The sequence below is a fragment of the Streptomyces filipinensis genome (assembly GCF_014649495.1).
GTDB lineage: Bacteria > Actinomycetota > Actinomycetes > Streptomycetales > Streptomycetaceae > Streptomyces > Streptomyces filipinensis.
This window is the reverse complement of sequence record NZ_BMTD01000013.1, coordinates 194,592-220,135: the sequence shown is the minus strand read 5'-3', so window position 1 is coordinate 220,135 and position 25,544 is coordinate 194,592. Positions and strand designations below refer to the sequence as shown.

Below are 25,544 nucleotides of genomic sequence, written 5' to 3'. Positions count from 1 at the left end.
GGAAGGCGGTAAGGCGCCGACGCGGCGCGCGCTCCCACCACGTGGGAGAGGAGAACGGCCTATGGGCAGGGCGGGCCCCTCACGATCCGGCGCCCCGGGTCGGCCCGTGCCCGGTCCCGGCACGTCGCCCACCGGCCTTCTCGACCTGCTGAGCGTCGCCGCGGTGGTCCTGGACACGCACGGGCGCGTGGTGTTCTGGAGCCCCCAGGCGGAGGAACTGTTCGGCTACAGCGCGCAGGAGGCGCTGGGCCGGTTCGCGGCGCGCCTGCTGGTCCACGAGGAGAACTGGGACCAGGTGATCGCGCTGTTCGCCCAGACCATGGAGTCCGGGGCCGACTGGGCCGGAGCCTTTCCGGTCCGGCACAAGGACGGCAGCACACGGCTGGTGGAGTTCCGCAACATGCGCCTGCTCGACGACGTCGGGGACACCTACGCCCTGGGCCTGGCCGTGGACCAGGCGACGGTGGCACGGGTCGAGCGGGGCGTCGCCCTCTCCGCGCGCCTGGTCTCCCAGTCCCCGATCGGCCTGGCCATCCTCGATCCCGACCTGCGCTACGTGACCGTGAACCCGGCCCTGGAACGCATCCACGGGCGTTCCGCCGCCGAACATCTGGGCCGGCGCGTCCGCGAGGTCCTCACCTTCCTGGACGCCGAGGCCGTCGAAGCCCGGATGCGGGAGGTCCTGAAGACCGGGCAGTCGGTGTCCGACCGGTACGTCGTCGTCCGTACCGATGCCGATCCGGACCACGAGCGCGCCTGGTCCGTGTCGTACCACCGGCTGGACGACGCCACCGGCCGGGTGATCGGCCTGGCCACCTCCGTCATCGACATCACCGAACGCCACGAGGCCACCCAGGCCGTGACCCGCGCCCGCAACCGCCTGGCCCTGATAGCCCACGCCTCCGCCTCCGTCGGCACGACCCTCGACGTGGAGCGGACGGCGCACGAGCTGGCCGGCGTCGTCGTACCGGAGCTGGCCGACGTGACCGCGGTCCACGTGCTCGACAGCGTTCTGCGTGGACGCACCCCCTCGCACACCGGCCCGGCCCGGTTCCTTGTCGCCGCCGTCGCCGCGACACCCGCCAGCGCAGCGGCACGGGCGGCCGCCGACGTGCCCGGAGGACTCGCCACCTACGGCAGCGACCGTCTGATCACCCGGTGCGTGCGGACCCGCCGGCCGGTGCTGGTGGCCGAGACCACCCGCGGGGACCTGCGGCACATCGCCCGCACCAGCGAGGCCGCGTCCCTGCTGGAGGCGACCGGTGTGCACTCCTACCTGGCGGTGCCGCTCCTGGCCCGCGGAGAGGTCCTGGGCGCGCTCAGCCTCGAACGCGTCCACACACCCGCGCCCTTCGACGAGGACGACACGCTCCTCGCCTGCGAGCTGGCCAGCCGCGCCGCCACCTGCATCGACAACGCCCGCTGGTACCAGAGCGTGCGCGACACCGCCCTCACCCTCCAGCGCCGTCTGCTCCCCGAGCTGCCGTCCCGCCTGGCCGGACTGGAGATCGCCTGCCGCTACCAGCCGGCCGGAACGGCCACCGAGATCGGCGGCGACTGGTTCGACGCCATGCGCCTGCCGGGCGGCAAGGCGGCGCTGGTCGTCGGGGACGTGATGGGCAGCGGCATCAACGCCGCCGCCAGCATGGGCCAACTGCGCAGTGCCACCCGTGCCTTCGCCGAGCTGGACCTCGACCCGGCGGAGGTCCTGCGCCACCTCGACCGGCTGACCGAGGACGTCGAGCACACCATCGCCACCTGCGTCTACTGCCGGTACGACCCCGAGCGGGGCGAGTGCCGTATCAGCGTGGCCGGTCATCTGCCGCCCGCCCTGGTACGGTCCGGCCGGCCGGCCGGACTGCTCGACGTCCCCTCCGGCGTGCCCCTGGGCGTCGGCGGATGGGCCTTCGAGACGACCTCCTTCGCCTTCCGCCCCGGTGACCAGCTCGCGCTGTACACCGACGGCCTCGTCGAGACGCGCGGCGACCCGATCGACGCCCGCCTCGGCATCCTCCGCGACGCCCTGACCGCGACGGCCGGCCAGGACCTGACGGAGACGTGCGCCCAGGTGCTGGAGACGCTCCGGCCCCCCGCCGGCGACGACGTCGCCCTGCTCCTGGCCCGCGCCCGGCCTTGAGGGGGACGTGCGAGGCGGCGAGCGCCGCACCATGGCTGCGGCGCGCGGGGCCACGCGGGCTCATGCCCCGGGGTCGTCGAACTGGTCGAGAAGGAAGTCCACCGGTGCGTGGCCCATGGCGGCGGACGCGCCGTCGCCGAGCAGCTGTTCCGCCCAGATGACCTTGCCGCGGGTCGTGTACCGCGTTCCCCATCGCTGGGCGAACTGTGCCACGAGGAACAGCCCCCGCCCGCCCTCGTCCGTGGTCGCCGCCCTCCGCAGCCGCGGCGAGGTGCCGCTGCCGTCCGACACCTCGCAGATCAGACAGCGTCCGTACAGCAGCCGCACCCGGACCGGCGGCAGGCCGTACCGGATGGCGTTCGTGACCAACTCGCTGAGGATCAGTTCCGTGGCGAATGCGGTCTCCTCCAGCCCCCACTCCCGCAGCGTCTCCCTGCAGCGCGCCCGTACCGAGGGAACCAGCGCCGGATCCGACAGCACATCCCACTCGGCCACGTGCGAGGACGGGAACCTCCGGGTGCGTGCCGTGAGCAGGGCGATGTCGTCGCGGGAGGACGACGGCTTCAGCGCGTCGATCACCGCCTGGCACGTCTCCTCCGGAGTGCGGCCGCCGGATCCGCGCAACGCCCGGCGCAGTCCCTCCATCCCGACGTCGATGTCGTGGCTTCCGTTCTCCACGAGGCCGTCGGTGTACAGCACCAGCTGGGAGCCCTCCAGCAGGGACAGCTCGGTGATCTCGAACGGGTAGCCGCCCAGGCCGAGCGGTGCCGAGGCCGGCACGCCGGGACAGGTGACCGTCCCGTCCGGATCCACCACCACCGGTTCCGGGTGTCCCGCCCGGGCCATCGTGCAGGTCCCCGACACCGGGTCGTAGACCGCGTACAGACAGGTCGCTCCCGTCACGCCCTCCCCCTCGTGGCCTTTCGCGACATCACCCGCGTCGTCCTCGTTGTCCATGCGGACGACCAGGTCGTCCAGGTTCCCGAGCACCTCGTCCACGGGCAGGTCCAGGGTGGCGAAGTTGTGCACCGCGGTGCGCAGCCGGCCCATGGTCGCCGCCGCGTGCAGCCCGCGACCGACGACGTCACCCATCACCAGGGCCACCCGAGCGCCCGGAAGCGGGATGATGTCGAACCAGTCCCCGCCCACCCCCGCCTCCGCGGGCAGATACCGCCAGGCCACCTCCAGGGCGTCCTGGTCGGGCTGCCCCCGAGGCAGCAGGCTGCGCTGCAGCGTCACCGCCATCGCGTGCTCGCGGGTGAACCTCCTGGCGTTGTCGATGGCCACCGCCGCCCGCGCGGCCAGTTCCTCCGCGAAGGCGAGATCCTCCGACTCGAACGCCGGGGAGTCCACCGTCCGGTAGAAGTTCACCACGCCAAGCGGTACGTTCCGCGCCCGCAGCGGCACGGTCACCAGCGACTTCAACCCGCACTCCAGGGCCTTCCTGGCGCGCTCCGGGTCCTGTCCCCGCCAGCCGTGCGCCTGCCGCAGGTCCGCCACCAGCATGCCCCGTCGTTCCTGCAGCGTCCGCATCTGCGGGGTGCGCTCCGAGAACGTGATCACTTCGCCCAGCGGATACACCGGCATCATCCGCTGTTCGCCGCCGATCGCCGCCCGGCGCAGCTGCCGCCAGCCCTCCGCCGTGGGCTCCCACCCCCGCAGGACCGCGTCGAGCAGGTCCACCGTCACGAGATCGGCGAACTGGGGCGCCGCCACGTCGGCCAGCTCCTGGGCCGTACGCTCCACGTCCAGCGTGGTGCCGATCGCCACCCCGGCCTGGTACAGCAGCTCCAGCCGCTCCCGTGCGAACGCGGCCCGCCCCGAGACCGCCGCCAGCTCGGTGGTGTCCCGCAGGGTCACCACGCTGCCGCCGCGTTCGGAGTCGGGGTACGTCGGCCGCTTGTTCACCGCCAGCAACCGGTCCCCGGCCAGATGCAGCTCATCGGTGACCGTCTCCGGCGACGACAGCAGCTCCGCCATCGGCTCCGGCAGCCCCAGCTCGCCCACCGGGCGCCCCCGCGCGTCCGCCGGCAGGTCGAGCAGCCGGATCGCCTCGTCGTTGGCCAGCAGCAGTCGTCCGTCGGCCGCGGTGATCAGCACTCCTTCCCGCACCGAGTGCAGCACCGCGTCGTGGTGCTCGTACAGCTGCGCCAGCTCCGCCGGAGCCAGACCGTGCGTCTGCCGGCGCAGCCGCCGGGAGACCAGCGTCGTTCCCGCCACGGCCAGGGCCAGCGCGGCCGCGCCACTGCCGAGGATGATCGGCAGCTGCGGGATCCACAGCGACGCCACGTTCTTGACCGTGATCCCGGCCGAGACCAGGCCTACCACCTTGCCGTGCGCGTCGGTCACCGGGACCACCGCCTGCACGTCGGTCCCCCTGCCCGCGGGCAGGGGCGGCCCACCGGCCTGTTCGATGACGGTACGGCCCTTCAGCGCCGGTTCGATGGTGCCGACGAACTTCTTCCCGATCTCCTGCGGGTAGGGATACGTGTAACGGGTCCCCTTCGTGTCCATGGCGATGACGAAGTCCACGCCCGTACGCTTGCGCGCCGTCTCGGCCTTGGGCTGGAGCACCGCCGTCGGGTCCGCGCTCTGCAGCGCCTCGGCCGTGCCCGGCGCATTCGCGAACGACTGGGCCGCGACGACCGAGTCGCGACGGCCCCGCTCCAGTGCGTCACGCGCCGTCTGGAGCACCGTGGCCGTCACCGAGGCCACGACCAGCAGGACGACGATGACGACCTGGAGAAGGAACACCTGACCGGCCGCACTGCGCAGGTCCAGAAGGGAAGCCTGGCGTCGGCGGGCGCGTCCGTCGGGCGGATGACGTTCCGGGCTCCGAGGTCGCCCGGAAAATACCTCCATACACCCTTGATAACACCGCTGCGGGGAGGTCGTCGCCGCACACGGGAAGAGGAGGGGGCTGGGACCCCGTGCCGTCGGAGGCGGGGTGGCCCACGCCGGCCGCGCGCCGCTGCGATCAGCGGGCGCGGCCGAGTGTCGGGGGCGTCATCGGGGGTCCACCCACAGAGCCGAGGCGACCGCGCACAAGTCGCCCCGCGCGGTGGCCAGTGCCACACCGACCCGGTGCTTGCGCCCTTCCGACGAGCGGACCCACGCGTACGACACCAGTCGCGAGGAGACAGGCACCGGCTGGAGCAGCCGAGCCGTGAGCGAGGCCGTCACCGCCCCCTCCCGCATGGTCCCCCGCAGCCGCCCCGCCGCGCTTCCGGGGCAGTCGAGCGCTCCCCACACGAGCTCCGCCGGCAGCATCCCGTCGGCGTCGGCGAGCGCGGGCCCGGCCGTCCACGCGGCGGCCACCAGATCCCGTCCGGGCACGGCCCCGCAGTGCAGGCGCAGCCCGGTGTCGGGGGCGCGGTCCAGTCCGCACCCGAAGCAGTCCACGGCTCCCGTCGGCGGAGCCGCGCGGTACGCCTCGGCCGCCGCCGACGCCTCGGCCCACGAGGGCGGTTCGAGGGCTTCGAGGTCCAGCTCGTCGGGCACGGCCACCGCGAGCACCCCGTCCGCACCGGTCAGTACGGCCCCGCCGTCGGCGGTCTCCGCGAGCGCCACCGGTACCTCCACCGGGGTCGGCCGGCGGAAGTCCACCCGTACGGTCTTGGCCGCCGCCCGTCCGGCCAGCACGCCCGCCACGTATCCGCCGAACGCCACCCCGGGGTACCCCCGCAGTCGGCTCGGCACCGTGATCGTCTCGATGTCGGTCATGGCGCCCACTCCACCACACCCCCGGTTTCCCGGCGGCCGGAGGGGCGGGGTACGTTCGACGCCCCAGCCCGTCCCGAGAGGAACTCACCATGACTGTCGAACGCATTGGCCCGCCCCTCTTCGGCACGGAGCGCGAGACGCTGCGGGGGTTCCTGGAGTTCCACCGGGCGACACTGGCGATGAAGTGCGAGGGCCTGACGGAGGAACAGCTCAAGGAGCGGTCGAGCCCGCCGTCGACCCTCTCCCTGCTCGCGCTGGTCCGCCATATGGCCGAGGTCGAACGCGCCTGGTTCCGCCGGGTGTTCGACGACAACGCCGCTCCGATGGTCTGGTCGGAGAAGGAGTTCGACTTCCAGGCCGCGTACGACACCACGGACGCGAGCGCCGAGGAGGCGTTCGCGGTGTGGGAGGCCGAGGTCGAGCACTCGCGCCGCATCGAGCGCGAGGCGGAGTCCCTGGACCTCGCCGGGTACCAGCCGCGCTGGGAAGAGGACGTCTCCCTGCGGATGGTGATGCTCCACATGATCCTGGAGTACGGCCGCCACAACGGCCACGCGGACTTCCTCCGCGAGGGCGTGGACGGCACGGTCGGCGCCTGAGCGTACGGCGGCGGTCGGAGGGTGTCTGATGCGGGGATGGAGACCCCCGACCGCGCAGCGTCCCCGGCCGTCGACCCGTGGCCCGGGTACTTCGCGGACCGCGGACATCCCGGAGCCCGCCGCATCGGCGCGGGCGTCGAGGGCGTCGTCTACGCACTGGGCGACGGCCGGGTGGCCAAGGTGTGGGCGGGACGTGGGCCGGCCGAACCCACCCGCCAGGTGTACGCGGACCTCGCACAGCACCGACTGCCCTTCGCCACACCGGAGATCTTCGAGGTCCAGGAACACGAGGGCGTCGTCGTCACCTACGAGCGCGAACTGCCCGGCGTGCCGCTGCGGGGCGACTCCGCCCACGAGGACTTCCCGCGCGAACTGCCCGTCCACCACAAGGACGCGTTGCTCGCCGTCCTGCGCGGTCTCGCCTCGGTCCCGGGCACCGACGCGATGCGCCGGCTCACCGTCCAGGGCGACGACCGTCCACTGTGGCAGGGCCACGACCGCTTCCAGGACGCCCTCGCCGCACTGGTCGCCCGGGCCGTGGCCCGGCACGGCGCCGCTCTGGCCGTGCACGTGCCGGACCTCGACGCGGGCACCGCACGCACGCTGAACGCGCTGACGAAGCTTGCCGACGCTCCGGTCACGGCGATCCACGGTGACCTCGTCCCGCCCAACATCCACACCGACGCGGCCGGCCGGCCCGTCGCCGTACTCGACTTCGGCTTCTGCACGACCGCCGGCGACCCGGCCTTCGAGGCAGCCGTCACCGCGGCCGTCTGGGACATGTACGGCCCGCACGCCGAGGAGCACACGGCGGAACTCACCCGGCTCTTCGCCCGGGAACTCGGCCACCCGCCCGCCGCCCTCGCGGTCTACCAGGCCGTGTACGCCCTCACCACCTACGATCTGTTCGGCCTGGACGACGGCGACGGACACTTCCGGTGGTGCGCCGGACAGCTGCGCCGCAACGCCGTGTTCAACGCCCGGCTCCCCTGACCCGCTCCGGCACGGACAAGGCCGCCGCCGTGTGGTCGGCGAGGCTACGGCCACCCGTCCACCCCTGGGACTCCGCCTTGGACACGTCCAGGACAACGGAGTTGGCCAGCTGGTCGACGGCGTAACGGGTGAGGAAGGGTTCCGTGCCCGGACGCAGTCGGGCCAGCAGCCGAGCGGTGTCCGCCGCGGTCCGGGCGACCTTCGGGGGGATGTGGTGGATCCGCGCCCGTACGCCGTGGGCGCGGAGGACTGCCCCTACGGCCTGGTCCCGGTCGTACGGAACGGGGTCGGCGATGTTGTAGGCGCCCGGCGGCCAGTCGCCGGCGGCCAGGCACGCCTCGGTGAGGTTCTCCACGGCCGTCAGACTGAGACGGACACTCGGACCGGGCAGCAGGAGCAGCCCACCTCGGACACGGGACACCAGCCGTGGCACCAGATGGGGATCGCCGGGGCCGTACACCGCCCGGGGGCGCAGCACCACGGCACCGGCGGCGAGCGCCAGCGCCTCACCGGCGGCCTTGGTGCGCCCGTACGCGTTCAGCTGGCCGCGCACCGGGTGGTCCTCGGTGATCCGGCTCCGGCCGGGGCCGGGCGCGTAGACACTCGCGCTGCTCACCCAGACCACCGGTCGGCCGGCGGCCGCTCCCAGGAGGCGCGCGGTGCCGTCGACGTTGACGGCGGCCATCGCGGCCTCGGCGTGGGAGCCCGGTACCGGGTCGCCGACCGCCGCCGCGCAGTGCACCACGAGGTCCGCGTCGGCGAGGTCCGGCACCTCGCGGGCGGCGTCCCACGGGAGGTGCCGGCCGACCGGGCCGGGTCGGCGCCCCACACACAGCACCTCGGCACCCCGTGCGGCGGCCGTGGCGGCGACATGGGAGCCGCAGAAGCCGCTCGCCCCGGTGACGGCGATCGTGGTCATCGGGCCTCCGCAGGGCTGGTCGTGGAGCGGACGGTGAGGGAACGCCAGCCGGGCAGGGCCGCGGTCCGGTCGACCCGGGCCCGCACGACGCCGGGGCGGTAGGGGGCGAGTGCGGCGAGGGCGTCGTCGAGCTGTGCGCGGGCCAGGCGCGCGCCGGGACAGGCGTGGGCTCCGGCGCCGAAGACGAGCTGGGCCACGTCGGGTGGCGCGGGGGTGCGGGCGTTCGGGGGATCGGTGTGGGCCCGGGCCGCGTGCCGTGCCACCAGGATCAGGCGGTCCCCGGCCCGTACCGGGCACCCGTCGAGAACGGCGTCGGCCGCGGCCGCGCGCGGCAGCAGCGGCGACGGTGCGATCACCCGCAACAGCTCGCCCACCAGGGCCGGCCGCAGCCGGTCGTCGGCCGCCTGGTCCCACCACCCCGCGTCGGCGCACCAGGCGGCGGCACGCGGGAGGGCGGCCACGGTGGTGTTGACGGCGGCCACCGCGAGCATGGCGTGCAAGGCCGGTGTCCCGGCCCCGCCGGATGCGGTGTCCGGCGTGAGCAGGGCCTCCAGCCGCGCCGTCGCCGCGGCCGCCGCCCGGGCCGTGCCGGGCGGCCGGGGACCGGGCAGGTGGTCGCGTACGGCGGCGGCGGCCGCGCGAGCGGCCGCCTCGGCGACGCCCTCCGGGTCCCCGCCGGTGCCGAGCAGCGCACCGACGGTGGCCCCGGCCAGTTCGCGTGCCAGCGGCACGAGGTCCACTCTCCCGCCGGTGGCGAGCGGGGCGAGCCGCCGGGTCAGGACCTCCCGCCACACCGGGCGCAGCCGTTCCACCCCGGCCGCGCCCAGGTCGTCGGCCACCGCGCGGCGGGTGGCGCGGTGACCGGTGCCCTCCTGGTCGAACAGCGTCCCGCCGGCGGACAACTCCCGTGCGGCACCGCCGGTGGTGCCGGCCGCGGTGCGATCCAGCGGCACCCGGGTGAGGGCATGCCGGCAGGCATCGCTGCCGTGCACCAGCACCGCTCCCGCGAGCCGGGTCACGGTCCGGCGGCGGGTGGCGGCGAGCAGGGCGAACAGCACGGGGTGGGAGCGGACGTAGACGCGCCGGTCGCGACGGCGTGCCGCCCGGACACCGGACGGGAGGGACGAGACGGTCATCGGACGTGTACCTCTCTCGGGTCGGCGGGGCGGTAACGCCGGTCCCAGCACCACAGCAGGGTCCGGCGCGCACCCCAGGCCCGCAGGCGGCGCAGGCTGGTGTGGACCACCATCCGCTCGGCCCGCACGATCCGGTCGCTGGACAGGCGCGCCCGGTTGAGCAGGACCACGTCCTCGGGCGGTCCCTCCAGCGGGGTGCGCGGCGCGCCCCCGCAGCGCAGGTACAGAGCGGCCGTGACGGCGAGGTTGTGGCCATGGCACAGCACGTAGGGCGCACGGTAGCGCGGGTGGCGGTGCTCCTTGCGGAACCTGCCGTACAGGGCGGTCGCGCGTATCACCGCCGGCAGCAGGTACCGCTCGGCGGGCGAGGGGTGCTCGTCCCGGCGTGGCACGCTCCGGCCGCAGGCCAGCTCCGCGCCCCGCCCGAACTCCGTACGCACCGCCGCGATCCAGTCCACGGCGGGCAGGCAGTCGGCATCGGTCCGGGCCAGCAGTGCCGCGCCCCGCCCGATGGCGTACCGGAATCCGGTGTCGGCTGCGGCCCCGGTGCCCGGCTCCTCCTCACGGACGAGGTGGACGGGAAAGGGCGCCGTGGCGGCGAAGCGGCGCACGACCTCGGCGGTCCCGTCCGTGGAGGCGTTGTCGACGACGACCAGGCAGAAGCCGGTGTCGGACTGCGCGGCGAGCGCGGCGAGGGTGGCCCCGATCCCCGCCTCCTCGTCGTAGGCCGGGACGACCACCCACAGCGGTGCGCTCATGCCGGGGTCCGTTCCGCGAGGCGGGACGCGGCCAGGCGCGCGGTGGCGGCGCGGTCCGGCTTGCGGGAGCGGCCGGACAGCGGGATGTCGGCCAGCAGTACCGCATCCGGCCTCGCGGAGCCCATGCGTTCCAGCGGACCGGCCAGCGCGGCCCGCAGCGCCTCGCGGTCGGCACCCCGGCCCGGCTGTACGACGGCGACCAGACGCTCGTCGCCGTCACCGGCCGGTACCCCGACCAGCAGGGCCAGTTCGACGCCGGGTACGTGGAGCGCGGGCTCGTACAGGCCGGGGTAGATGTTCTCCGCGTGCCTGAGCACCATGTCCTTCAGGCGGCCCCGCAGCACGATCCGGCCGCTGTCATCGAGGTGGGCGCGGTCACCGGTGGCCACCCATGGATCGGGTTCCTCGCCCAGGTAGCGGTCCCTGGCCGCCGGGCCGGACAGCAGCAGTTCACCGGAGGCGTCCGTTTTGGCCGTCACCCCCGGCAGCGGGACACCCACCAGATCCCCCTCGCCCGTGAAAGCGGCCTTGTCGGCCTCTTCCACCGCGGCGGCGGGAAACAGTTCGGTCAGCGCGTACACGCCCCACGCTTGCTCCGCGCCCGCCTGCTTGACGCGGGTGAGCAGGTCGGCGCTGGCCGGAGCCGACCCCGTCCACACCCGCCCGCCGAAGCGGGCCCCGGCCCCGAGCAGCATCCGGAGCTGCGGTGGCGTCAGATAGGTGGCCTGCGGGTCCAGTCGGCGCAGCTGCCGGGCCAGGACGCGCGGCGAGCGGGCGGGCAGCGCGACGGGCGCGCCGCTCGCCAGGGACGGCACGAGGACGAAGAACGTCCCGCCCAGGACCGGCCGGTCGGCCTCCGCCCGCACCAGGCCGGTCACCGTGGCCATGCCGGCGGCGAGTGAGGAACGGGTGTGCACCACCGCACGGGGCCGTGACGTGGTGCCCGAGGTGAAGACGATGACGGCGTCGCCGTCCTCGTCCACCGGACGAGGAACGGCCGGCGACCGGATGCCGGCGTCCAACGCGGGGGCACAGCCGGGCAGTTGAGGCCCGATCGTGGTGACCGGCCCCAGCGTCGCGAGGTCCGGCAACGCCAGCTGCGCCCGTCGGGCGAGCGGGCGGGCCCACCCGGCGACCGCCTGGGCGGTGGCGTCGGCGAGGACGACGGTGGGCCGGGCGAGCGCCAGCCGGGCGCGCAGCACCTCCGGTCCCGCTCCGGGGTCGAGCACCGCGGCCCGCGCGCCGAGCCGGTGTACGGCGAGCAGCACGGCCAGGGCCCGCGGCCCGGGCCGTACCGCGACGCCGACGGTGCTGCCGCGCGCGATGCCCCGGGCGTGCAGGGCGGCGGCGTAACGGTCGGTGAGGTCGGCCAGCTGTCCGCAGGTGGCCCTGACCCGTACGGCTCCGGTCCGGGTGGTGCCGAGGACGGCGGGCCGATCGGGGCGCTTGCGCAGGGCGTGGGCGAGTGTGTCGAGCATCAGCGTGGGTCCTCCGTGTGGCGGCCCGGGCCCCGGTCGAGGTACCAGCGGGCCGTGCCGACCAGGCCGTAGGCGCGCAGCCGCCGCGTGGAGTTCTCCACGACCATGGCGCGGGCGTGGACGATGGCGGTGGTGCGGCGCCGCACCCGGTTGAGGAAGAGGCGGTCGGTGGGGGAGGGGCGGCGCGGCATGCCCCCGACGGCTTCGTAGAGGGCGGCCGTGACGGCCATGTTGTTGCCGGCGTGCATCCGGTACGGCGTGCGGTAGCCGTGCCGGCGCCAGTGGGCGGGGCGGATCCGGCCGAAGAACGCGGCGACGCGCACCAGGGTGCGGAAGGCGGCACGCCCCAGCGGCCCGTGCTCGTCGTGACGGGCGTCGATACGGCCGCACACCAGGCCCGCACCCTGCCGCAGAGCGGCGCGGGCGGCAGCCGTCCAGCCGGGGCGCGGCAGGCAGTCGGCGTCGGTGCGGGCCAGCATCGTCGCGCCGTTTGCGATGGCGTACCGGAACCCGGTGTCCACCGCACAGCCGACGCCCTTCTCCGGCTCGCTGAGGACGTGGACCGGGAAGGGCGCCCAGCGGGCGAAGTCGTGGGCGACCGACGCCGTGGCGTCGGTCGAGGCGTTGTCCACGACGACGAGTGTGAAGTCACGGTCCTGCTGGACGGCCAGCGCGTCCAGCGTGGCGCCGATCCGCGCGGCCTCCTGGTGCGCGGGCACCACCACCCACAGGGCGCTCACGGCTTCTCCCACACCATCGTCATGATGCTCACGCCCCCGCCCAGGCCCACGAACAGCACCCGGTCGCCGGGAAGCAGCCGCTCGTGGACGAGGTCGAGCTGCACGCCCAGTGTGGCGCTGGCCATGTTGCCGAACTCGGGAACCGTGACGACGAGCCGGTCCCGGGGTATGCCGGTGAGCTCCACGAACCGCTCCAGGTACGGCACCGTGACCTGGTGCACCAGCACGTACCGGAAGTCCGTCCAGGCCAGGCCGGTGCGCAGCCTCATGCGGTCCAGCACCGACGTGCCGATCTTCTCGAAGACCTCGCGCAGTTCGGCCCCGTCACCGCGGAAGTAGGTGTGCTCGTCGCCGCGCGGGTGGCGCGAACCGCCACCGAAGATCCCGCCGACCTGCCAGTGCTCGGAGTGCGTCTCGGTGTCGACGTCGAGGATGCCGCCCCGGTCCACGGCCTCCAGCACGACCGCGGCTCCCGCGTCACCGAAGGTGTAGCCGGCGAAGCCGTCCCGGAGCTGGTCGGGCCCGGACGGGGCGTGCCGCACCGCCCGGCTCGGGGTTTCCCCGGTGACCACCAGGGCCCGGCGGGCCCGGCCGGCCAGGATCATCGCCCGCGCCGCGTCGATCCCGTTGACGAAGCTGTTGCACGCGTTCGTCACGTCCAGCGCGTGCGCCCGGGAGCCGAGCTCGGCCTGGACGACGTGGGCGGTCGCCGGTTCGACCATGTCCCGGGTGGCGGAGGCGAACACCAGCAGATCCACGTCGTACGGGGCCAGCCCGGCCCGGTCCAGTGCGGTGCGCGCCGCCCGCACCGCGAGCGTCGAGGCGTACTCACCCTCCGCCACGGCCCGGCGCGAGACGATCCCGGTGACCCGTTCGAGCATCCGCGCCGGCCACCGCAGCCCGGATGCCGTGGAGATCTGCTCCTGCAAGTGCTGCGACGTCACCTGGAGCTCCGGCAGGCAGGACGCCACTGACGTGATGCCCGCCCGGAGCACTGGACCTGGAGCAGCGTGGTCTGTGTGCATGGGGTGGACGCTATGAGCGGGCACGGCGGGCCTGCCTGAGCACGCGTACTCAATCCGCATGGGTAGCCGGCCCCGACAGCCTCAGGCGCCGACGGGAACGCGCGGGAGGGCGCGCCCGCGGGCGCGCCCTCGATCGCCTGCGACGCCCCCTAGCCGATCACGACCACGACCACGCCGTTGTCGAACCGATTGTCGAATCGGTGACCGAATCGGTGATCGAAGTCGCCGAAACAGGCCCGGGGGTGGTTGAAGCAGAAGTCCCGGTGGTCGAAACGGAACCCGCCGTGGTCGAAACGGAACCCGCCGTGGCCGAAACAGCGCCAGTCGTCATGGCCGAAGCACTGGTCGGTGGCCACCCGGGTGTGTACGGCAGGGGCTGCCGCCGCGGCGGTGCCTGCTGCGCCGATCGCAGCGCCGCCGGCCAGCAGAAGGCCGGCCGCGGACGCCGCGGCGACACGCCTCGCGCCTTGTACTCGCATGATGGATGCACCCTCTTCTTCCCATCGTCTCGCGCGGCTCTCAGGGGCACGAGAGAGATGGCCGCAGCTGGGGTGACGAGACGGCGGGGCGTACCCCGGACCGCGGCCCTACCCTCCATACGTCGGTGGCGCCCTTTTGGATTGCACCTCGGCGGGAACGGATGCGCCGGACCGAGGGCCCGCGGACGGGCGTGCGCGCCCGCGGACGCGGCGATCAACGCGCTGGTTGAGACGGGCGATACGGCCGCTCAGCTCGTCGCGCTGGACGGCGGCTGAGCGGGTCAGCGGGTGGTGTAGCCGCCGTTGACGAAGAGGGTCTGACCGTTGGCCCACCAGCCGTCGGTGAGCAGGTGGCGCACCCACGCGATGATGTCCTCGATCTTGGTCAGGTCGCCGTTCATGGCCGACGACTTGTGGTAGGCGATGGAGTCGTCGTCCTCAGCCGGGTAGAAGAACGAGGTGTCCATCGGTCCGGGAGCGATGTTGTTCACCGAGATGTTCCGGCCGAACAGCTCCTTGGACAGGGCGCGGGTGAAGTGCTCGACCGGAGCCTTGCTGCCGGCGTAACAGGAGTACAGGCCGGTGTAGGCGGCCAGCAACGAGGTGACGATCGTGATGATCTTGCCGCCGTCCGCCATCCTGCGGGCGGCCTCACGCATCACGAAGAACGCGGCCTTGGAGTTGACCGCGAACATCCGGTCGTACTCCTCCTCGGTGATCTGCGTGAGGGGCTTCTTCAGGACCATACCGGCGGTGTTGATGCTGTGGTCGAGCCTTCCGAACCGCTCGACCACCTGGTCGAAGACCCGCTCCACCTCGGCCGGTTTCGTGAGGTCGGCCTGGAGGGCGAACGCCTCGCCGGGGCCGGCGTTGATCTGCGCGACCACGTCCTCGGCCTTGGCCCGGGAGGACTCGCTGTTGTAATGGACGGCCACCTTCGCGCCCTCGGCACCCAGGGTGGTGCTGATCAGTCCACCGAGGTTGCGGGACGCACCGCCGACGAAGGCGACCTTGTCCCTGAGTGTCTTGTCCGGAGCGTCGACCACGAGGCCCTCCTTGATCCGGCGTCAGAAGGAGCGCGTACAGCCGACCGCCGACCAGGGATGACCGACGGCCCGGAGGCGCCCGTACCAACGAATCACCGTCCGGGCGTTCCGGCATCCCGGGCGGTCCGATCGGCTCTGCCGCCGGTGGCGCCTGCGCGGATCTCCGCCCCCTGCGCCCTCACGGCAGATCGGCGCGCCCCAGCCACGCCGGCTTGACCGGCACCCCGTCCGCGTCCCGCGCGACCTGCTCCTCCGGCTCGCCCGGTGCGGCGACGGGCCCGCTCGACACCGGCACGCGTTCCGGGGCGGCCGGCGCGTCGGAGTCCTCCAGCAGCTCCGCCACCGTGAACCGCGTGGCGAACGACTGCCATGCTCCGTCGACGACGAGGAGGAAACCGTCAGCTTCCCGGAGGAGCCTACGGCGCCGGGGGCTTCTGGGGTGTTCGGGTGAGTGGCTCCGGGCCCGCCGCTCCAGCTCCGCGAGTGCCTCGGCACGGGATCCGGAGATGTGCGCGACCACATGGGCCTCCATGTGCTTGCGCTCACTCGCACCCACGGTCGTCTCCACGACCAGTGCCCACGTCGTCGTCATGTCCTGCGCCCCCTGCATGCTCGTATCGCCGTCCAGAGGAGAAGGCGCGGCGGGCTGAGTATCCGGACCGTGCTGTTGAGTACGTGTGCTCTGTGGCGGGGGAAGGCCGGTCGCCACGCTGGAGGCATGCGTGAAGGACGAACCACACCCGTGGCCCACCTGTTGTCGTCGACCCTCGTCCTGGCGGCGGTGTCGATGGCAGCCTGGGCCGCCTGGCTGGGCTGGGACCAGCACCGTGACGTGCATGCCGACGGCTCGACGACCGGCCCGTACCAGGCCTGGCAGGTGATCGGGCTGGTACTGACCCTGCTGGTACCGGTGTGCTGGGCGGCGTACCGGCGCTACGCCGTGGCCGCGGTGTCGGGCACGACGGCCGGTCTGACCGTTGCCGCCTCCTACGACTGGTCGGACGACACCACCGGCCTGTTCGTCGTCGGCGTGGGGCTGGTCATGATCGGCACGCTTGTCTCGACCCTCGCCGTTTCCGCCGTGCTCGCCTCCAGAACACGACGGGCGTGACGCTTGAAACCTTGATGACCTGGTGGAGGCCGGGAAGAAGTCCTACACACCGTTGCGGCGGAACCAGCCGCGCCGGGGTGCGGGCGCGGCGGCCGGACCCGGATAAGGCGGGGGAGCGGGGGCGGGGTGCGTGGGCGGGGTCGGGCCGGCGGAGGGGGACGCAGGTGCGCCGGGCTGGGTCCGCGCCGGCGCCGGACCGGGGAACGGCGGCAGCGCCTTGAACTGGTCGTGGAGGGTGACCGTCGGCGTGATGCGGCGCAGGGCGGCGCGGACCAGGGTGAGCGGGTGGTCGGGGAACCGTGGGTCCCACTGTTCCAGGTCGGCCACGTGGTACGGCAGCCCGCCGAACTGCCCGCCCCCGGCGTACGGGTGGGGCTGGAAGTAGTGGGCCGGCTCGACCTGGGCCATCACCGTGGCCTCCCGCAGGCCGGTCGTCGCGCCCTCCGCGGCCTGCACCTTCACCACGGTGCTGCAGCGGTCCTTGGGCAGCGTCCAGCTGGCTATGAACGCCTGCCCCGTCCTGCTCTGCAGCGGCATCTTGATCAGCTGGTGCAGTGCCGGGACCCCGTCCACGGTTCCCACCCCGGCCTCGATGAGGCCGCCCCCATGGCTCGCCGCGCCCTGCGCGGACCCGAACCGGAGCCGGTCCAGCTCGTGCAGCGGGGCCGGCAGGTCGGGGACGAGGGGAAAGAAGTGGACCGACAGGACGAGTCCCGCCGCGTCGGTCCACAGGCCAGGCTCACGCTCGGTGAACCCCGTGAGGTCCAGGCCGGTGATCGGGGTCTGGGCGATCGAAGTCATGCTGATCATCATGCCGGTTCGGCGCGGTGGCACCGTGACCGGGATCGGATCTGCGGAGGCCCGGCGGTCACCAGGAACCTCTTCGCGCGCCCGTCCGTTCGGCACGGGAGCGGTCCGCTCCTCGCCGGCGGTCGCGCACGAGCGCACTCGGCTCGCTTTTGGCCCCATGGGACGGAGCCGGTACGCCGGTGACACCGCTGCACATGTGTGAAAGTTGGCCCCCGCTGGTCCGCCGCCCCGGGCTTGGCGGACCAGCGCCTTGGAGGACGCCGTCGCGGGGTAAGTGGAACCTACGCCTCCAGTGGCGGCGGCGGAAGACCTGCAGATGTGTGGTCCAGGTCATATCGACCCGGCCGGGTCGTGGACCCGTGCGGCCCCGGCCCGGGTCAGCCGATGAGTGAGCGGAACTGCTCGATCGTGCGGCGTCGCATGGTCAGGAAGGCGAGCCAGGAGCCGTCGGCGTAGTGCACCCGGAAGCGTGCCATCAGCTGGGTCCGCGGTCGGCGTTCGACCCGGATCACCCAGGCCCGCGGCACCTCCCACACCGGCGTGCCGTCCAGGGGCCGGACGAGTCCGACGCGCTGGTCGGTCACACGCAGCAGCAGCGCGCCGGAGGTCCCCGGCATCTGCGCGGCGATGCTGCCGGCGCCGCCGGACTGGGCGCCGACGCTGTTGACCAGGTCGTTCGCGAGGGACTGGGTGATGTTCGGGCCGATGCCTTTGGCGCTCTTGGCGGGGACGACGGTGCCGTAGCCCAAGAGCCGCTCGCCGGGAGCCAGTTGAGTGAGGGCGGAACGCTCGTGGAGGGCGGACATACTCGTGATCATATGCCGTACGAGCGGAAGCCACGGCACCGGTTGCCGCGTCCCGGTCCGCTCGCGGCGGTTCCGGCACGTGTCGACGTGTCAGGTCGTCGAGTCAGCCGCCCTTGCCGGCTGCGGCCGGCAGGTTCAGTTGCCAGGAGACGCCGAACCGGTCGTTGACCCAGCCGAACCTGGCGCTGAACCCGTAGTCTCCCAGCTGCATGAGCGCCGCGCCCCCCTCGCCCAGGGCCGCGTAGAGGCGGTCGATCTCGGGCTCGCTCGCGCACTGCACGAAGAGCGAGACCGCCGGCGTGAAGGTGAAGTCGTGCTTCGCGGGGCTGTCGATGCACATGAACTGCTGGCCGGCGAGTGAGAACGTCGCGTGCTGCACGCTCCCTTCGCGGCCCGGGCCCTCGGCACCGTACCGGGTGACGCTGATGACCTCGGCGTCGTCGAAGAGCGAGACGTAGAAGGTCATCGCCTCCTCGGCCTCCCCCTCGAACATCAGGAACGGGGTGATCTTCTGCGATGTCGTGATCTCCATACCGCTCACTCCTCCAGCGCCCCAGGCAGCCGACACACGGCCACGGTATCCGCACCCGAGAGCGCCGGGCGGGAGCCGCTCGCTCGGATCACCCCGCCTTTCCCGCCGACCCGGCGATGCTGCTCGGCGGGACGGTGATGGTGCACAGTCGCTTCGTGGCCCGCGTGAGGGCGACGTACAGATCGCGTTCGCCCCCGGGGCGGGCGGCGGTGATCCCGTCCGGGTCGAGCACGACGACGGCGTCGAACTCCAGGCCGCGCGCCTGTGAGGCCGGCACCAGCCGGGCATGCTGCTCGATCCCCGCAGCCGCGAGCTGCTCCGCCCTGCCATCGGCACAGACCACCCCGACCAACTCGCCCGGGTACGCGGCGCCTTGCTCCCGCAGCTCCCGCACGAGGGCGGTGACGAGCGACTCCGGGGCCGCGGCGAGGGTTCGAGGCAGCTCGCCGCGCCGGATCGACCGGATCGGTGGCCGGCCCGGGGCGATCCGGGCGAGCAAGTCCTCCGTGGTGGCGAGGATCTCCTGCGTGGTCCGGTAGCTGACGGTCAGGGTGCGCAGGTCGAAGCGCCGTCCGAGATGCGGGCCGAGCGCCTCGTTCCAGTCCCGGGCCACCGTCGCCGGGCCTGCCTGGGCGAAATCCCCGACCAGTGTCATCGACCTGCCCGGGCAACGGCGCACGACCATCCGCCACTGCATGACGGTCAGTTCCTGTGCCTCGTCGACGACGACGTGTCCGAAGACGCGCTCAGGCGGGCCGTCGACCAGGCTCGCCGCCTCGTCGAGGAGCGGCACGTCGGCGTCCGTCCAGGGCGCGCCGGGCGTTCGCCGCAGCAGGGCCCGCTGGTCGTCGGTGAACTGCCGCAGGTACACGGCCGGCGCGTCGGTATCCGTCAGCAGGGTGTCGACCACGTCGCCGGGCGTGAGCCGCGGCCACAGGTCCTCGACGGCCTGATCGAGCGAGGCGTCGTCCAGGAGGTCGGCGCGCACGGCGTCGGCGTCGAATTCGTCGGTACCCGTGGCGGGGGCGTCGTCGAAGCCGAGGCGGCGCAGGTCCGCTGCCGCGGCCTTGTCCAGGTCGAGGCCGGTCAGGTGCGCGACCTGGGCGTCGATACGCTCAAGCGCCTCGCTGCCCGTGCGGACGAGCTCACGGATGAGGGCGTCGACCAGCAGCTCCTTGAACAGCCGACGCGCCCGGTTGTGCGCGAGACCACTGGTCTGCGCCGACTCCCGCGCCTGTGCGACCTCACCGTCCTGCAGACGGATCCACTCCTGCCCGACCCGGACCTCGAAGTCGTCGCCCGGAGCCTGCCGTGAGCGGACCACAGCGGCCAGCGCGTCGGCCAGTGCGGCACTCCCCTTCAGCCGCGCCACCTCGAAGGGGTCCGCGGCGCCCGGCACGACGCCGGCCAGTTCCTCGCACGTCGCGAGGACGACGTCGTTCTCCCCGAGCGAGGGCAGGACCTGGCAGATGTAGTCGAGGAACCGCGCGTTCGGCCCCAGCACGAGCACGCCGCGCTCGGCTGCCTTCGGGAACGCGTACAGCACATAGGCGGCGCGGTGCAGCGCCACCACCGTCTTTCCGGTACCCGGGCCACCCTGCACCACCGTCACCCCGCGGTGCGGCGACCGCACGATCGCGTCCTGCTCGGCCTGGAGCGTGGCGACCGCCGCGCCCATCCGCCCCGTGCGCCTTTCCTGGAGCGTCGCCATCAACGGGCCGTCGCCGACCACGTCCTGTCCGCTGGGTGCGGAGCCGTCGAGCAGTTCATCGCTCACCCCCACCACCGTGCGGCCCGTCAGGCGCAGATGGCGGCGCCGCCGCAGCCCCATGGGGTGAACCGGCGTCGCCTCGTAGAAAGGCCGCGCGGCCTCGGCCCGCCAGTCCACCAGCAGGGGCAGCTCGTCCGAATCCCTGTGCAGCCCCAGCCGTCCGATCCGCAGGACGGTCCCGTCCGCCAGGTCGATCCGGCCGAAGACCAAGCCCTCCTCGGCCCCCCGGAGCCGACGAACCTCCCCTGCCAGCCGACCGGCCACCACCTCCCGCTCGTACGCCTCGCCCGCGCCGTCGGGCGGCGACGCGAGCACGCGCGCCAGCTGCTCCTGCGCCCCGGCCAGCCGCTCGTCGAACAGCTCGCCTATGAAGGAAACCTGAACCCGCTCAAGTTCCACCTCGCGCGCGGCAACCTCGTTGATCTGAGACAAGAAAGGGCCCTCTCGGCTCAACCCGCCAGTATTTCGAGGCGCCACTATGCAGAGGGATTCCGGGAAAGTAAATATTGACCAAACCGCATGGAACGTGTCCTCGGCTCCGGTTGCCGATCGGAGTCCCGGACGCGACGGCTTCCGGGACCCGCCGGAGTTTCCGAGGTGTCAGAGCATCAGCAGGATCCGCGTGTTCGGGACGAGCTTCCGGTTCACGCTGGTGCTCTGCACGAAGATCGTGAAGCCGTCGTTGTGGTCCGGCTTGACGCGGACTTCGACGTCCGGCAGGCCGAGCAGGGCTCGGGCCTCGGGCCCCGTGTACACCCGGTCCGTCTTCTTCTCCAGCACCGCGATCTGCTTCCGGGCCTGGATCTTCTCCGACTTGCTCAGCTGGTAGAACGCGCCGCCGGTGCGGTAGGTGTGCCCGGATTCGACGACCCACTCCCGGATCGCCGCGTCACGGGTCACCGGGATCAGCTGGTACTGCGACGGGTTCACCGGGGTGAGGCCGGCCGCCTTGATGGTGTCCTTGTTGACCGCCTCGGCACCCATGGAGAACACCGCCCGCGAGCCCCGGATGCCCTTGGTGCGGCCCACCATGAACTTCTCGGTCGCCTGCTGGATGACCTGCCCGGCCTCCTCCAGACCCTGGGTGCTCGTCGCGTCCCAGATGGCGATGTTGTCCTTCGGGAAACCGCACTGCATGGCCTCGCGCTTGCCCATCTGGTCCGGCACGAGGACCGCCAGCGTCCAGTTGTCCCCCTGTGTCTCGAACATCTCGGTCACAGCCTCGACCAGTTCACGCGGATTCCTGGCAGGGGAATCCGGGCAGCGATGACTCGCGTTCTCCTGCCCGTCGGTGAGTACGAACGTCAGAAAGCTGTGGTCGCCGTACAGTTGAGCGGTCTGCGCCAGCTCCCGCTGTGACTTCAGCGCGGCCGCCAGCAGGGCCGTCATTCCACCGACCTGGTACAGCTGCTTCAGCGACGGCATCCGCAGCACGTCCTTGTCGTAGATGACGCACTCCACCGTGTCCGCGAAGACGTACAGCGTGACGCGGGTTTCCTGGTCCAGCTCCCTCGATCGGCGGGCCAGATAGGAAATCTGCTGGTCGGCGACTTCGACGACCTTGCGACTCAGATGCGACATGGACGAACTGGCATCCAGCACAAGGGCGACGTGGTTGATGTAGTTCTGGCTTTTGGACATGACAGCTCCCCCTCATCCCGACTTGATGCTCCTACCGTCTCACGCACCACTGACAATCGATCTCGGCTCCCGAGGCGGGAGCGTCACTCCCCGGCCCGGGCCAGTTGCGCGGCGGTGTGTTCCAGCAGCATCTCCAGGGCGGCCGGGTAGGCACTGTGCGGCATGCGCCGGGCGAGGAGCTGTGCCGTGGCGGCGATGTTGGGATGTGAATCGGCCGGCAGGTGGGCGTAGGTGGAGCGCCACATCTCCTCGTCCACGGCCCGGGTCTCGTCCGCCAGCGCGAGGGATCCCGCATCGAGCGCGGCGAAGGCGAGACTCTGGTCGATGAACGCGTGGTACACGCGTACGGCCACCGGGTCGGGCAGCCCGGCACCCCGCAGAATGCCGAGAATCGTCTCGTCCACCGCGATCTCACGAGGCCGGCCCGTGACCCGGCTGGCCGTGAGCACGGCCGCCTGCGGGTGAGCAAGGTAGGCGGCATGGATGGCCCGGCCGAGCGCGCGGAGATCGGCGCGCCACTCCCCGGACGCCGTCCAGCCGGCCAGAGCCCGCCCCATCAGCTCGTCGCCGATGGCCCGGGTCAGCTCGTCCATCCCGGCGAAGTAGCGGTAAAGGGTGCTGGGGTCGGCGCCCAGCGCGGCGCCCAGGCGGCGCGCCGTCAGCCCGGCGCTGCCGTGCTCGCGCAGGACACGCAGGGCGGTGTGGACGATCATCTCCTCGCTCAGCACCGTACCGGCGCGCGTGGGCCGCCGGCGCTGACGTGCCCCCTCCGGCACGACCTGCTTCGCCATGTGTGTCGCCTCTTCCGTCGCCGGCCGTCAGCCGTTCTCCCGGCGCCGAGCCTTATGCCAACAGGGTTGACCTTACACCTCGGCATCCCGTTGCATCGAGCCCTGCCGGAGGCGTCCGCCTCCCGGAGGGAAGGTGTGTGACATGCGGGTACTTCTGGTGGGCGCGGGCGGTGTCGGCACGGCCGTCACCCGAATCGCGGCTCGTCGTGACTTCCTCGACCGCATGGTCGTGGCCGACTACCACCTCGACCGCGCCGAAGCCGCGGTCGCGGCGCTCAAGGAGCACGAGGGCCGGTTCGGCGCGCGGCAGCTGGATGCCTCGGACCAGGAAGCGGTCCGCCGGATCCTCATCGAGGAGCGGTGCGACGTGCTGCTCAACGCCACCGACCCGAGGTTTGTGATGCCGCTCTTCCAGGCGTCCCTGGAGGCCGGTGTGGACTACATCGACATGGCGATGTCACTGTCCGCGCCGCACGCCTCGCGCCCGTACGAGGAATGTGGTGTCAAGCTCGGGGACGAGCAGTTCGCCCTGGCCCGGCGCTGGGCGGACGCTGGACGGCTGGCGCTGGTCGGCATGGGTGTCGAGCCCGGCCTGTCCGACGTCTTCGCCCGGTACGCGGCCGACGAACTCTTCGACGACATCGAGGAGATCGGCATCCGCGACGGTGCCAACCTGACGGTCGAGGGCTATGACTTCGCGCCCTCCTTCAGCATCTGGACGACCATCGAGGAGTGCCTCAACCCGCCGGTCGTGTACGAGGCGGAGCGCGGCTGGTTCACCACCGCGCCGTTCAGCGAGCCCGAGGTCTTCGACTTCCCGGAGGGCATCGGCCCCGTCGAGTGCGTCAACGTCGAACACGAGGAGGTGCTGCTCATCCCGCGCTGGGTGGATGCTCGTCGTGTCACGTTCAAGTACGGGCTCGGCGACGACTTCATCGCCAAGCTGAGGACCCTGCACGCCATGGGGCTGGACTCGACGGCCAAGACGACCGTGCCCGGCAGCGACGGACCCGTGGAGGTCTCCCCGCGGGACGTCGTCGCCGCCTGCCTGCCCGACCCGGCCACCCTGGGGGACCGCATGACGGGCAAGACCTGTGCCGGTACGTGGGTCAAGGGCACCAGGAACGGGGCGCCGCGCGAGGTGTACCTGTACCACGTGGTCGACAACCAGTGGTCGATGCGCGAGTACGGCTCGCAGGCCGTCGTCTGGCAGACAGCGGTCAACCCCGTCGTCGCGCTGGAACTCCTGTCTTCCGGCGTCTGGTCCGGCAGGGGTGTTCTCGGGCCGGAGGCCCTGCCGCCCCGTCCCTTCCTGGACCTGCTCACCGAATACGGCTCTCCCTGGGGTCTGCGCGAGGAGTGCTGAGCCGGGGCCGTCGTAGCGTTCAGTCTCACCACATCGCAACGCCCTCAAGAGCGACGGCCCCGCCGAACTCGACATCCGCGCCACCTCCCACGGCGACATCACCGCCCGCAGCCTCTGACCGTGACGGGCTGTCCCGCACGAGCGCACGGAACGGCAACGCGGCCGCCCGAAGAGGCCGTCGCCACGACTACGCGCCGGGGAAGCCGACTTGGTCGAGGTAGAGCGGCATCTCCTGGTCCGCGTCGGCCCGGTTGTCCGCCGCCGGGCTGATCCTGGCCGGTTTCCCGCCGAACAGGTCGTCCACGGAGCTGTCGAGGGTGCCCTGGAGCGTCATGGAGGAGAAGACGAACGGCAGCCCGTTCGAGGCGAGCGGATCCGGTCCGTTCATCACCTGGAAGTGCAGGTGGGGGGCGTCGCTGTTGCCCGAGTCCCCCAGCTGCCCGAGCTGCGCACCGGCCGGGACCCGCTGACCCGGGTGAACCCTGCCCTTGGTCGAACCCGGCTTCAGATGGGCGTAGAGGACGTACTTTCCGCCGGGCAGCTTCTCGACGACGTGGTTGCCGGCGTAGTCCTTCAGCGGAAGGCGCGCCGGACTCCTGCCCGGCGTCGAGTCGGGCAGGCCGTCGACGACCGAGACGATCTCGCCGGCGGCGGCCGCCCTGACCGGGACGCCGTAGTACGCATAGCTGGTCACCTTGTCCACCGCGCCCGTGTAGAGCCGGTCGGCGGAGTCCAGCCGTACGAAGTCGATGGCGAAACGCTCGGGGAAGTGGTCGGTTCCGTTCAGGGGTGCCCCGGCGGCCCGGTGCGCGGTCACCTGGGCGCAGCAGCCGTTGCCGTCGAGCCAGCCCGAGCCGGCGAGCGGCGAGCGCAGTACCACCGGACGCCGGTCGGGGACCGTCATGGCCGCGACCGGCTCCGTCAGGCTCTTGGGGACGACGCTGACGGGCTTCGGATAGGTCACCGAGACCAGGTGCCGGAGGTTCAGCGGGAAGGACGTGCCGGCCGGGACGATCGCGTCGATCCAGACGTGGCCCTGCCGCCCGGGTGCCAGCTGGTCGCTCGGTGCGGCGCCGGGAGCGGAGCCCGACGGCCGGAAGTGCGCCTTGAGCGAACCCCCGGTCAGCTTCAGCAGGGTGCGGTCGCCGTGGGCGTCCCGCACGCTCACCCCCCTCAGCGTGGCCGGCAGTGTGCTCTCGTTGACGAGAGTGAGCTCGTACGCAAGGTGCGTCCTGCCGTCGGTGCCCCGGACGGGAACGGGGACCGTCGTCGGGGACACGACGACGGGTGTGATCGCCTCGCTGGCGGCATTCTTCGCGGGGGACGGCGAGCCGGGCAGGAGCGGGGCCGCGGCAGCCGGGGTGGTGCCGGCTCCGGCGCTCAGCAGAGCGGTCGCGGCGGCGGCACACAGACGGGCTGTCCTCTGGGTCCTGCGCATGGTCGATTCCCGGTCGGAATGCACCGATCCTATCGAGCGGGTGGCGTCACCGCAGGTCGGAACGGGCCGTGGCCGCACCTCGCCGGGCTGATGCGGCCGGCACGCGGCCGTGCCCTCGTCGGGACGGCCACGCTGGTGGCGGGGCGGTTTCGCACCATGCAGAACTGCTTCGGCCAGGCCGAGCAGGGCGACCGGATCGTGGGACGCGAGGACCCGCTGGGGCCGCTGGTTCCGTGGGGGCCGTA

The 25,544-nt window shown here is 72.6% G+C and carries 23 protein-coding genes; 5 read left to right on the top strand and 18 right to left on the bottom strand.

Annotation, left to right across the window (positions count from 1 at the left end):
- Positions 1-61: 61 nt before the first annotated feature.
- Positions 62-2,137: a SpoIIE family protein phosphatase gene (locus tag IE244_RS27490; RefSeq protein ID WP_191876258.1), complete on the top strand. Its 2,076-nt coding sequence runs from the start codon at positions 62-64 to the stop codon at positions 2,135-2,137.
- Positions 2,138-2,197: 60 nt separating this feature from the next.
- On the opposite strand, the gene IE244_RS27485 is transcribed toward IE244_RS27490, so the two are convergent.
- Together IE244_RS27485 and IE244_RS27480 are read right to left on the bottom strand one after the other, a co-directional pair.
- A complete protein-coding gene (locus IE244_RS27485) occupies positions 2,198-4,999 on the bottom strand; it encodes a SpoIIE family protein phosphatase (protein WP_191876257.1) in 2,802 nt (933 codons plus the stop codon).
- Between the two features lie 144 nt (positions 5,000-5,143).
- On the bottom strand, positions 5,144-5,860 hold the full coding sequence (locus tag IE244_RS27480; RefSeq protein ID WP_191876256.1) for a hotdog fold domain-containing protein: 717 nt from the start codon (positions 5,858-5,860) through the stop codon (positions 5,144-5,146).
- 89 nt (positions 5,861-5,949) lie between these two features.
- Here IE244_RS27480 and IE244_RS27475 point away from each other — a divergent pair, with 89 nt between their 5' ends.
- Together IE244_RS27475 and IE244_RS27470 are read left to right on the top strand one after the other, a co-directional pair.
- The gene (locus IE244_RS27475) at positions 5,950-6,459 is read left to right on the top strand and encodes a DinB family protein (protein WP_031165520.1); all 510 of its coding nucleotides are present in this window, start codon (positions 5,950-5,952) and stop codon (positions 6,457-6,459) included.
- A gap of 36 nt (positions 6,460-6,495) precedes the next feature.
- Positions 6,496-7,452, top strand: coding sequence for an aminoglycoside phosphotransferase family protein (locus IE244_RS27470; protein WP_191876255.1), 957 nt, complete (start codon positions 6,496-6,498; stop codon positions 7,450-7,452).
- Here the strand turns inward: IE244_RS27470 and IE244_RS27465 are convergent.
- From IE244_RS27465 to IE244_RS27425, 9 genes are all read right to left on the bottom strand, one after another.
- A complete protein-coding gene (locus tag IE244_RS27465; RefSeq protein ID WP_191876254.1) occupies positions 7,433-8,371 on the bottom strand; it encodes an NAD-dependent epimerase/dehydratase family protein in 939 nt (312 codons plus the stop codon). The genes IE244_RS27470 and IE244_RS27465 overlap by 20 nt on opposite strands.
- Positions 8,368-9,507 (bottom strand): cytochrome P450, encoded by a 1,140-nt coding sequence (locus IE244_RS27460; RefSeq protein WP_191876253.1) that lies wholly within the window; start codon positions 9,505-9,507, stop codon positions 8,368-8,370. The genes IE244_RS27465 and IE244_RS27460 overlap by 4 nt, the downstream gene beginning before the upstream one ends.
- Positions 9,504-10,265, bottom strand: coding sequence for a glycosyltransferase family 2 protein (locus IE244_RS27455; RefSeq protein WP_191876252.1), 762 nt, complete (start codon positions 10,263-10,265; stop codon positions 9,504-9,506). The genes IE244_RS27460 and IE244_RS27455 overlap by 4 nt, the downstream gene beginning before the upstream one ends.
- Complete coding sequence (locus tag IE244_RS27450) at positions 10,262-11,743, bottom strand: class I adenylate-forming enzyme family protein (RefSeq protein WP_191876251.1); 1,482 nt, start codon at positions 11,741-11,743, stop codon at positions 10,262-10,264. The genes IE244_RS27455 and IE244_RS27450 overlap by 4 nt, the downstream gene beginning before the upstream one ends.
- Positions 11,743-12,483, bottom strand: coding sequence for a glycosyltransferase family A protein (locus IE244_RS27445; protein ID WP_229854361.1), 741 nt, complete (start codon positions 12,481-12,483; stop codon positions 11,743-11,745). Before IE244_RS27445 ends, IE244_RS27450 begins: the two co-directional genes overlap by 1 nt.
- Positions 12,480-13,427, bottom strand: coding sequence for a 3-oxoacyl-ACP synthase III family protein (locus IE244_RS27440; protein WP_229854360.1), 948 nt, complete (start codon positions 13,425-13,427; stop codon positions 12,480-12,482). The genes IE244_RS27445 and IE244_RS27440 overlap by 4 nt, the downstream gene beginning before the upstream one ends.
- Positions 13,428-13,657: 230 nt before the next feature.
- A complete protein-coding gene (locus IE244_RS27435) occupies positions 13,658-13,987 on the bottom strand; it encodes a hypothetical protein (RefSeq protein WP_191876249.1) in 330 nt (109 codons plus the stop codon).
- 281 nt (positions 13,988-14,268) lie between these two features.
- Entirely contained in the window at positions 14,269-15,033 is a 765-nt protein-coding gene (locus IE244_RS27430; RefSeq protein WP_191876248.1) for an SDR family oxidoreductase, read from the bottom strand.
- Between the two features lie 178 nt (positions 15,034-15,211).
- Complete coding sequence (locus IE244_RS27425; RefSeq protein ID WP_191876247.1) at positions 15,212-15,625, bottom strand: hypothetical protein; 414 nt, start codon at positions 15,623-15,625, stop codon at positions 15,212-15,214.
- A 126-nt stretch (positions 15,626-15,751) separates the two neighbouring features.
- Between IE244_RS27425 and IE244_RS27420 the strand changes: the two genes are divergently transcribed.
- On the top strand, positions 15,752-16,144 hold the full coding sequence (locus IE244_RS27420; protein ID WP_191876246.1) for a hypothetical protein: 393 nt from the start codon (positions 15,752-15,754) through the stop codon (positions 16,142-16,144).
- 42 nt (positions 16,145-16,186) lie between these two features.
- Here IE244_RS27420 and IE244_RS27415 read toward each other — a convergent pair whose 3' ends face one another.
- The 6 genes from IE244_RS27415 to IE244_RS27390 form a co-directional block, all read right to left on the bottom strand.
- Positions 16,187-16,945: a hypothetical protein gene (locus IE244_RS27415; protein ID WP_229854359.1), complete on the bottom strand. Its 759-nt coding sequence runs from the start codon at positions 16,943-16,945 to the stop codon at positions 16,187-16,189.
- Between the two features lie 386 nt (positions 16,946-17,331).
- The gene (locus IE244_RS27410) at positions 17,332-17,760 is read right to left on the bottom strand and encodes a hypothetical protein (protein WP_191876245.1); all 429 of its coding nucleotides are present in this window, start codon (positions 17,758-17,760) and stop codon (positions 17,332-17,334) included.
- Positions 17,761-17,863: 103 nt separating this feature from the next.
- Positions 17,864-18,292: a VOC family protein gene (locus IE244_RS27405; protein ID WP_191876244.1), complete on the bottom strand. Its 429-nt coding sequence runs from the start codon at positions 18,290-18,292 to the stop codon at positions 17,864-17,866.
- Positions 18,293-18,380: 88 nt separating this feature from the next.
- A complete protein-coding gene (locus IE244_RS27400; protein ID WP_191876243.1) occupies positions 18,381-20,495 on the bottom strand; it encodes a HelD family protein in 2,115 nt (704 codons plus the stop codon).
- 168 nt (positions 20,496-20,663) lie between these two features.
- Positions 20,664-21,704, bottom strand: a complete 1,041-nt coding sequence (locus IE244_RS27395; RefSeq protein WP_191876242.1) for a vWA domain-containing protein — start codon at positions 21,702-21,704, stop codon at positions 20,664-20,666.
- Positions 21,705-21,787: 83 nt separating this feature from the next.
- A complete protein-coding gene (locus IE244_RS27390; RefSeq protein ID WP_191876241.1) occupies positions 21,788-22,495 on the bottom strand; it encodes a TetR/AcrR family transcriptional regulator in 708 nt (235 codons plus the stop codon).
- A 142-nt stretch (positions 22,496-22,637) separates the two neighbouring features.
- Between IE244_RS27390 and IE244_RS27385 the strand changes: the two genes are divergently transcribed.
- Positions 22,638-23,861, top strand: coding sequence for a saccharopine dehydrogenase family protein (locus IE244_RS27385; protein ID WP_191876240.1), 1,224 nt, complete (start codon positions 22,638-22,640; stop codon positions 23,859-23,861).
- 187 nt (positions 23,862-24,048) lie between these two features.
- On the opposite strand, the gene IE244_RS27380 is transcribed toward IE244_RS27385, so the two are convergent.
- A complete protein-coding gene (locus IE244_RS27380; RefSeq protein ID WP_191876239.1) occupies positions 24,049-25,299 on the bottom strand; it encodes a M23 family metallopeptidase in 1,251 nt (416 codons plus the stop codon).
- Between the last annotated feature and the right edge of the window lie 245 nt (positions 25,300-25,544).